The organism is Pseudophaeobacter leonis (assembly GCF_002087335.1).
In the GTDB taxonomy this organism is placed as follows: domain Bacteria; phylum Pseudomonadota; class Alphaproteobacteria; order Rhodobacterales; family Rhodobacteraceae; genus Pseudophaeobacter; species Pseudophaeobacter leonis.
Genome location: NZ_MWVJ01000008.1, coordinates 124,084 through 132,281, shown reverse-complemented (window position 1 = coordinate 132,281; position 8,198 = coordinate 124,084). Strand labels below are relative to the sequence as shown.

Here is an 8,198-nt window from a genome sequence, read left to right as displayed (position 1 = left end):
GACCCCGCCTATATCGAGGCACTGGCGCGCTCGGTCGAGGAGGCCTATGGCAAGGCGGACAAGCGCCCCGATATTCTGGTGGTTTCCTATCATGGCATGCCAAAGCGCTACCTGATGCAGGGGGATCCCTACCACTGCCAGTGCCAGAAAACCACGCGACTGCTGCGCGAACGTCTGGGCTGGGATGAAACACAGATCACCACCACCTTTCAGTCAGTCTTTGGCCCCGAAGAATGGCTGCAACCTTATACGGTCAAACATGTCGCCGCCCTTGCCGAACAGGGCAAAAAGAGCATCGCCGTGATGGCGCCTGCCTTCTCGGCCGACTGCATCGAGACCCTGGAAGAGATCAACGAAGAGATCAAAGAGGCCTTTGAAGAGGCCGGCGGCGAAAACTTTCTGTATATCCCCTGCCTCAACGATGATGACGACCACATCAAAGCCCTGTCGGGTGTGATTGAGAATAACCTCAAAGGCTGGCTGGACTAATCTACTCTCCCCGGTCCAAATAGGATCCAATATTGGACTGCCGTTTTGGCAGACGGGGAGATAATAAATGAACCTAGCGTATTGGGCTGACCTACTGCATGACACTTGGGGTATCAAAGCAGAGCTCAGCCGCCTCGACGGAGAGTACGATCTCAACTTTCTTGCTCAGTCAGCAACCGGCGATGCTTTCATTCTGAAAGTCATGCGTCCCGGCTGCAGCAATGCTCTCGTTGCCATGCAGATCGCAGCTTTTGAGCATATAAAGTCAGCTGCACCAGAAATTCCCGTGCCAAGTGTTGTATGCACTCTGGATGGTCCGGCAATGGCTATTATTTCCGATGGCGAAGACGCGCCGCGGACGGCCTGGTTGCTCGAATGCCTACCCGGAAAATGTTATGCCAAGGCCGCTCCCAAAACTCTGGCGCTGATCCACGAGGTTGGCGCAGTGCTGGGCGGCGCTGGCGAGGCCCTGGCGGATTTTGAATTTCCTGGGCTAGAGCGTGATTTCAAATGGGATCTGATGCAGGCGAGTTGGATCGACTCTGAGCTCGACTCTCTCACCGATCCCGCCCGGCAGTGTCTCATCCGGGACATCGCCACTGACTTCGCACAGTTAGAGCCTGATTTGCAATCTCTCCCGAAACAGGCGATCCACAATGATGCCAATGATATAACATCATGGTGGCGGGAGAACTGACCGCGCCGCGCCGCGTCTCTGGCCTGATTGATCTGGGCGATATGTGTGCAGCGCCGCGCATTTGCGACCTTGCCATTGCCGCCGCCTATATCGTGCTGGATCATCCCGACCCTGAAGCCGCACTGGCCGCACTGGTTGCAGGCTATCACAGCGCCTATCCGCTGACACCGCAAGAGGTGGATCTGATCTGGCCATTACTGCGCATGCGGCTGGCTGTCAGCGTGGTGAACTCTACCCTGATGGCCATTGAGACCCCAGATGATCCCTATGTGACCATCTCGCAGGCCCCCGCCTGGCGCTTTCTGGAAGGCACGCAAATTCACCCAGGTTTGCTCAAGGCAAGACTGCGGGCCGCCTGCGATATGCCGGTTGTTGCGGGCGCGGATCGCGTCATGGCCTGGCTGGACGCCGAGCGCGGCAATTTTGCGCCGCTGATGGGCGCCGATCTGACGGATGCCCCCATGGGGTCGCTGTCGGTGGAAAACTCAACATGGCCGCAGAACCCGCTTGATATGCCCCTTGCCGAGGCCGCCCGCGTCGGGGAGGAATTCGAGGACGCGGGGCGCATTTGGCTGGGCTACTACCATGAGCCGCGCCTGATCTACGCCGAGCCCGCCTTTCGCAAGGGCCCCTACAAGGCCAGCGACCGGCGCACGGTGCATCTGGCAGTAGATGCCTTTGCACCGGCCGCCACACCGATGTTTGCGCCCCTGGCGGGCGAGGTCTTTGTTGTAGAAAACCGCACCGGGCATCTGGACTATGGCGGGGTGATCATCCTGCGCCATGAAACCCCTGCAGGTGATGTCTTTTATACGCTTTATGGCCATCTCGACCCTGAATGCTGTGACCGGCTGCAGCCCGGTGACCGGATCGGAGAAAGGGGCCGAGTTCTGCCAGTTGGGGGATGCCAGCATGAATGGCGGCTGGGCGCCGCATGTGCATTTTCGGCTGTGGCTCTCGACCGAGGGCATTGAGGCCGACTGGCCCGGCGTGGGTGATCCTGACGAGATGTATCTGTGGCGCGCCCTCTGCCCCAATCCGGCAGCCCTGCTCAATCTGGCGGACGACAAATGTCGCTACACCCCCACCAACAAGGACGAGATCCGTCAGGGCCGCCGCGATCATTTTGGTGGCAACCTCAGCCTGACATATGCGGATCCGGTGATGCTGCTGCGCGGCTGGAAGCACCATCTGTTTGACGAATGGGGGCGGCCCTATCTGGACGCCTATAACAACGTGCCACACGTGGGCCATGCCCATCCCCGCATCCAGGCCGTGGCGGCGGATCAGCTGAAGCGGATGAACTCTAACACCCGCTATCTGCACCCGGCGCAAACAGCCTTTGCCAACAAGATCCTGTCAAAGATGCCCGACCACCTGCAGGTGTGTTTTTTGGTGAATTCCGGCAGCGAGGCCAATGAGCTGGCCCTGCGTCTGGCGCGGGCTCATACGGGTGCCAAGGGCGTGGTGACGCCGAACCACGGCTATCATGGCAACACCACCGGGGCGATTGATGTCTCCGCCTATAAATTCAACGCCAGGGGTGGCATTGGCAAATCCGACTGGGTTGAGCTGGTTGCGGTGGCCGACGACTATCGCGGGTCTTTCAAACGGGACGACCCAGACCGGGCGCAAAAATTTGCCGATCTGGCGGATCCCGCCATCGCAGCGCTGCAGGCGCGGGGGCACGGCCTTGCCGGCTTTATCGCAGAGACCTTCCCCTCGGTTGGGGGCCAGATCATCCCGCCCAAGGGCTATCTGGCGGCAGTCTATCAAAAGATCCGGGCCGCCGGCGGCATCTGTATTGCGGATGAGGTGCAAACCGGGTTGGGGCGGCTGGGCGACTATTACTTTGGCTTTGAGCACCAAGAGGCCAGCCCCGATATTGTGGTCCTGGGCAAACCCATTGGCAACGGCCATCCTATCGGCGTGCTGGTCACCACCCGCGCCATCGCCGACAGCTTTGCCAAGGGGCCAGAGTGCTTCTCGACCTTTGGCGGCTCAACCCTGTCCTGCCGCATTGGCAAAGAGGTGCTGGATATCGTCGATGACGAGGGCCTGCAGCAGAATGCCCGCCTGATGGGCGCCGCGCTGATTGCCGGGCTAAAGGCCCTGGAGCACAAGCACCCCTGTGTCGGCGACATCCGCGGCATGGGGTTGTTTCTGGGTCTGGAGCTGATCGAGACAGATGGCTCTGAGGCCACTGGGCTGTGTTCCTACGTGAAGAACCGCATGCGCGATCACCGCATCCTGATCGGCAGTGAAGGCCCCAGGGACAATATCCTGAAGATCCGCCCTCCGCTGACCATCGACGCCGAGGGGGTCGAGATGATTCTCACCACCCTGGATGGGATCCTGTCAGAGGTTGCTGGGCGCTCTGGGCGCTAATGGCGCTTTATAAAACCTGCGCCAGGCTCGGACTCAAATCCGGGCCTGCTGCCTGACAGGCTCTCTCTGGTGAGGCATGTTTCAGACAATAAAAAAGGCGGTGGAAAACCACCGCCTTTTTAAATTCTTATGCAGAGCAATTAGCTGCTTGCAACAGCCGCGCCGACCAGAACCAGCAGCAGCAGGGGCAGCAGGATGCCGCTGGAAGAGCTTGTAGCAGCTTCTTCGATTACTACGGGCTCAACGATAGGCTCTGCCAGGTTGCCAGCAGTAGCGGTGGATGCAGCGGCGGTCAGAGCGGCTGCGAGTACAAGTTTGTTCATGTTAACCTCCAGAATTCGCGCAGACCCTAAAATGATCTACGCACCCAAGACTTACCTCGTGATTTTTTCTAACCAGTAAAAGCGGGGAATTGCAATTGCTTGTTGATGTTTCGCACCTTTCCCAAACGGCTTTGTCGTCAAATTAGCAACACTTGAGTGCCCACCGTGGCCATAGCAAAGAGTTCCGAAATGTGCTCGTTATAGAGACCTATGCAGCCATTGGATGATTTGCGGCCAATCTTGCGCGTATCGTGGGTTCCGTGGATGCGATAATACTTCCAGCTGAGATATAAAGCGTGTGTTCCCAATGGGTTATCTGGACCCGGAGGAATATAGGCCGGCCATTCAGGGTTGCGCTTGAGCATATTTGGCGTTGGCGCCCAGCCAGGACCGTCGACTTTACGGGTAATTGACGTACGTCCCCTGCGGGTCAGGTCATCAGACAAGGGCACCGATGAGGGGAAAAGTCTGTAGTTATTCCCATCTTCAGACCAGTAGTGCAAAGCGCGGCTGTCGATGTCGACGAGAATCGCTCCTTTTTGCAGATGATCGAAGTATGGCTGCCACCGCTTTGCCCGAAAAGCCGAGATATTGCGCTGGACAGGAGCCTCCGGCTCGGGTGGGGGGCGCAGAGGGTCAAAGGCTTGTTCTTCATCAGAATCTGGCGCCAATTGTGACAAAGCAGGTGTAGCAATCATGGCGGCCGATCCGGCGAGGAAGTGTCGGCGTGTGCTGCCTTTAAAGGAGGTACGGGTCATCTGAAATATATCCTGCGCATTTCTATACGGGCTGGCGGCTATGATATGGCCAGAAAGCCTCAGTCGCAAATCAAACCATGAAATTTCTTGGCAAATTGCTGCTGTCCTGTTTGCGCAGATGCCACAGGAAGGATAAGTGCTGAAACCAATGATAGAGCGAGAGGCAAGATGAAGCGCGTTTTTCTGACCCTAGTGGCCGCAATCCTGACCCTGGCAGCAGCCTGTACGCCGACCTCTTACTCTGGCGACGGCAACAGCAAGGTCTACCGCATCCGCAATGAGGGAAAAGTGCAGTTGCGCATGCTGGATTCCGTCAATGCGCTGCGTCAGGCATCCTCGAAGCCGCAGGTGCAGCTGGACGCACAACTGAACGCGGCAGCCGCCCCCCATTCCCGCGATATGTCGGTGCAAAACCGCCCCTGGCATTTTGGCTCTGACGGCTCTTCGCCTTTGGACCGTGTCGCGCGTACCGGCTACCCTGGGACCGTGCTGGGGGAAAACATCTCAGAGACCTTTGAGAACGAGCTGCAGACCCTGACAGCCTGGATGGAGGATCCCAGCACGCGCGCCGTAATTCTGGATCCAAAAGCAACCAATATGGGGTTCACTGGGTTTCAGGAGTCCAATGGCAAAATCTGGTGGACACTGGTGATGGCCAACTAGGCCAACATAAACAGATCCATACAGATCCATGTAAAGAGGGGCCGCAAGGGCCCCTTTTGTTTATCCCGTCGTTTCTCTGGCTTACACTGCGATGATATACCGCGCGGTCAGCGAGGCTGAGGCGCGCTCGGATCAGGACCTGAGCGCAATTGGCGTGCCATCCGTCACCATGGCGTAGATCTCCTCGATCTCTTCATTTCTCACCGCGATGCAGCCTGCAGTCCAATCGGACACCCGCGCAGCGCGCTTGCGGGCTTTTGCATCGTTGGGCTCACCGTGAATGAAAATCTCGCCGCCAGGGCGCTTGCCCAGCTTTTTTGCACGGGCCCGGTCTTCGCCATTGGGATAGGAGATCCCGATCGACAGGTGATAGGCACTATTGGGATTGCGGCGGTCGATCCGGTACAGCCCTTCGGGTGTTTTTCCGTCCCCTTCGACCTGCTTTGGGCCCTGGGGGGCAAAGCCGAGATCCATCTTGAATTCCCGCAGGACATCTGCACCGTTCAGAAGATAAACCTTGCGCGCACCTTTGTTGACCACAACGCTGGTCACTTCAGGGCCGTTATAGGTCTTAAATCGGCTGACATAATTCGGCGAGCTGCAGCCTGAAACTGCCAGGCTGGCAACTGCGCTCAATCCAAATGCTCGTCTGTCCATGTCTCGTTCCTGTCTGGCCTGCTCTCTTTTTCAGCGCCATACCCTGAATCGCCAAAAATTCAAAATCACAACTTACTGTCTGGCTGTACAGAGGGCGCCTGCTTTGGCTGCTCGGCCACAGTGAGACGCGCCTCGATGCCTTTAAGCCGTTCCAGAACCTCGTCGCGATAGGCGTCGGTGCGCTCATCCTCTTCGGCGGAATGGGCCTCCTGCATCGAGTTGACGATCAGACCCACCAGCAGGTTCACCACCGCAAAGGTGGTGACCATGATGAAGGGCACAAAGAAGGCCCAGGCATAGGGGTAGACCTCCATCACCGGGCGCACGATGCCCATCGACCAGCTTTCCAGCGTCATGATCTGGAACAGAGAATAGCCTGAGCGCCCAAGTGTGCCAAACCACTCTGGGAAGCTGGTGCCAAACAATTTGGTCGCCATCACCGAGCCGATGTAGAAAATAATCGCCATCAGCAAAAACACCGAGCCCATGCCCGGCAGCGCTGTGACAAACCCCTCGACCACCCGACGCAGGCTGGGGGCCACCGAAATGACCCGCAACACCCTGAGGATACGCAGGGCCCGCAGGACCGAGAACCCCTGTGCGCCGGGGATCAGCGCCACACCAACGATGACAAAGTCAAACAGGCTCCAGCCACTGAGGAAAAAGCTGAAGCGCCGCACAAAGAGTTTGATCAGGATCTCGACGACAAAAATGCTGAGGCAGATGTTGTCAATCAGATGTATCAGACCGGCGAACTGACCCATCACCACCTCTGAGGTCTCAAGCCCCAGTGTGACGGCGTTGACCATGATCACCGCCATGATAACACGGGTGAAATTGGCGCTTTCCAAAAGCCTGCTCAGGCGGTGTGTCACGGTCATCAGGGTCTTTCCAAATTCGGTCCCGGTGCGGGGTAACAGCAATCAGCCATCCAGTGTGAAACTGGCGACCACTTCGGTATGGGCTGACCATCTGAACTGGTCACCCACCTGCACCCAGTTGAGGAGATAGCCTGCCGCCACAAGGATCTTTGCATCGCGGGCAAAGCTCACAGGGTTGCACGAGACATAGGCAATCACCGGCATCCGGGCGGCCGCCAGGTGCGTCACCTGTGCCTCGGCGCCCGCGCGGGGCGGGTCAATCACCGCCGCCTCATAGAAGGCCCCAAAGGGTTTGAGGGCTTGGGGCAACAGCGGATTGCGAAACAGATCCCGCACCTCAGCCTTGAGCTTTTTCATGCCCTTCCCTGTCGCCAGCCTGCCTGCATGGCCTCGATCATGTCGCGCTCGCTTTCCAGCGCATAGACCTCGGCCCCGGCGGCCAGCGGCAGCGAGAAGGTGCCGCAACCGGCAAAGAAATCGACGATCCGCTTGGCGCCCCGGGTGATTTCCAGCACCGAGGCCAGCAAGGCCGCCTCGCCATCACGGGTAGCCTGCAAAAAGGATCCGGCCGGGGTGCACACGCGGGCTGTGCCAAAACCCTGCAGCGGTGGCTGCTCCATCGCAACCTGTCATCCTCCCAGGTGAGGCGGGCAACCCCGTGCTCTCCGGCCAGCGCTGCAAGGCTCCCGCGCAGCGCACTGTCGAGCGGCTTGCCTTCGCGCACCAGCACGTCGAGACCCGTCTCAGAGGTGGTCAGCGTCACCGACAAGGGCGTTTTGCGGCTTGCGCCAGCCATTGCCAGCGCCTCGGCCAGCGGAATCGCGGCAATCAGCGCCGGGTCAAGCAGCAGGCAATCGGGGATCGGGGTGATGACACCAGAGGCCCGGCCATGAAATCCGGCCATGGCGCCCTTTTTGGTGCGACGCACTGCCAATGTGGCGCGGCGACGTGACTGGGCCGGCGAAGTATGGATGGGGCGAAACGTTGTCTCAAGCCCCTGCGCTGCAAGCGCCGTTTTTACAACGCCCAGCTTCCAGTCCGCGACAAAATCATCGCTGGCATGCTGCAGCTGGCAGCCGCCGCAGGATTTGTAGTGGCGGCACGGCGCCTGAATGCGATGCTCTGACGGGGTTTCAATGCGGATATCGGTCAACTGAGACCCCTCCTGCACACCGCTGACCTGCTCACCTGGCAGGGTACGGGGGGCAAAAAGAGGACCGAGGGCGACACCGTCGCCTTGATGGCCAAGTCGGGTGATCGTTGCTGTGGTTCTGGCTACGTTTTCCATCTGGGCTAGATAGCGACTGTGGCCCAATGAAAAAAGGTGAAAACCCGGCTTTCG

The 8,198-nt window shown here is 58.8% G+C and carries 6 protein-coding genes and 2 pseudogenes; 3 read left to right on the top strand and 5 right to left on the bottom strand.

Features of this window, described 5'->3' with window-relative positions; translation table 11 throughout:
- Nucleotides 1–489, top strand: a 489-nt coding sequence (gene hemH, locus B4968_RS04175) for a ferrochelatase (RefSeq protein WP_083096875.1), incomplete at its 5' end; no start/stop codon positions are given.
- 67 nt (nt 490–556) lie between these two features.
- Nucleotides 557–3,574: pseudogene (locus tag B4968_RS04170) on the top strand (aminotransferase class III-fold pyridoxal phosphate-dependent enzyme).
- A gap of 140 nt (nt 3,575–3,714) precedes the next feature.
- On the opposite strand, the gene B4968_RS04165 reads toward B4968_RS04170, so the two are convergent.
- Together B4968_RS04165 and B4968_RS04160 are read right to left on the bottom strand one after the other, a co-directional pair.
- Nucleotides 3,715–3,897, bottom strand: coding sequence for a hypothetical protein (locus B4968_RS04165; RefSeq protein ID WP_054458790.1), 183 nt, complete (start codon nt 3,895–3,897; stop codon nt 3,715–3,717).
- A 137-nt stretch (nt 3,898–4,034) separates the two neighbouring features.
- Complete coding sequence (locus tag B4968_RS04160) at nt 4,035–4,655, bottom strand: L,D-transpeptidase (protein WP_083096918.1); 621 nt, start codon at nt 4,653–4,655, stop codon at nt 4,035–4,037.
- Nucleotides 4,656–4,823: 168 nt separating this feature from the next.
- Here B4968_RS04160 and dalA point away from each other — a divergent pair, with 168 nt between their 5' ends.
- Nucleotides 4,824–5,318 carry a divisome-associated lipoprotein DalA gene (dalA, locus tag B4968_RS04155; protein ID WP_083096873.1) on the top strand — a complete coding sequence of 165 codons (495 nt, stop codon included), beginning with the start codon at nt 4,824–4,826 and terminating at the stop codon, nt 5,316–5,318.
- A 132-nt stretch (nt 5,319–5,450) separates the two neighbouring features.
- On the opposite strand, the gene B4968_RS04150 is transcribed toward dalA, so the two are convergent.
- The 3 genes and pseudogenes from B4968_RS04150 to B4968_RS04140 all read right to left on the bottom strand — a co-directional run bounded on the left by B4968_RS04150 (nt 5,451) and on the right by B4968_RS04140 (nt 8,144).
- Nucleotides 5,451–5,975, bottom strand: a complete 525-nt coding sequence (locus tag B4968_RS04150; protein ID WP_083096870.1) for a L,D-transpeptidase family protein — start codon at nt 5,973–5,975, stop codon at nt 5,451–5,453.
- A gap of 65 nt (nt 5,976–6,040) precedes the next feature.
- Complete coding sequence (locus tag B4968_RS04145) at nt 6,041–6,856, bottom strand: ion transporter (RefSeq protein ID WP_083096915.1); 816 nt, start codon at nt 6,854–6,856, stop codon at nt 6,041–6,043.
- A gap of 42 nt (nt 6,857–6,898) precedes the next feature.
- Nucleotides 6,899–8,144 (bottom strand): annotated as a pseudogene (locus B4968_RS04140) (class I SAM-dependent RNA methyltransferase).
- Nucleotides 8,145–8,198: the final 54 nt, after the last annotated feature.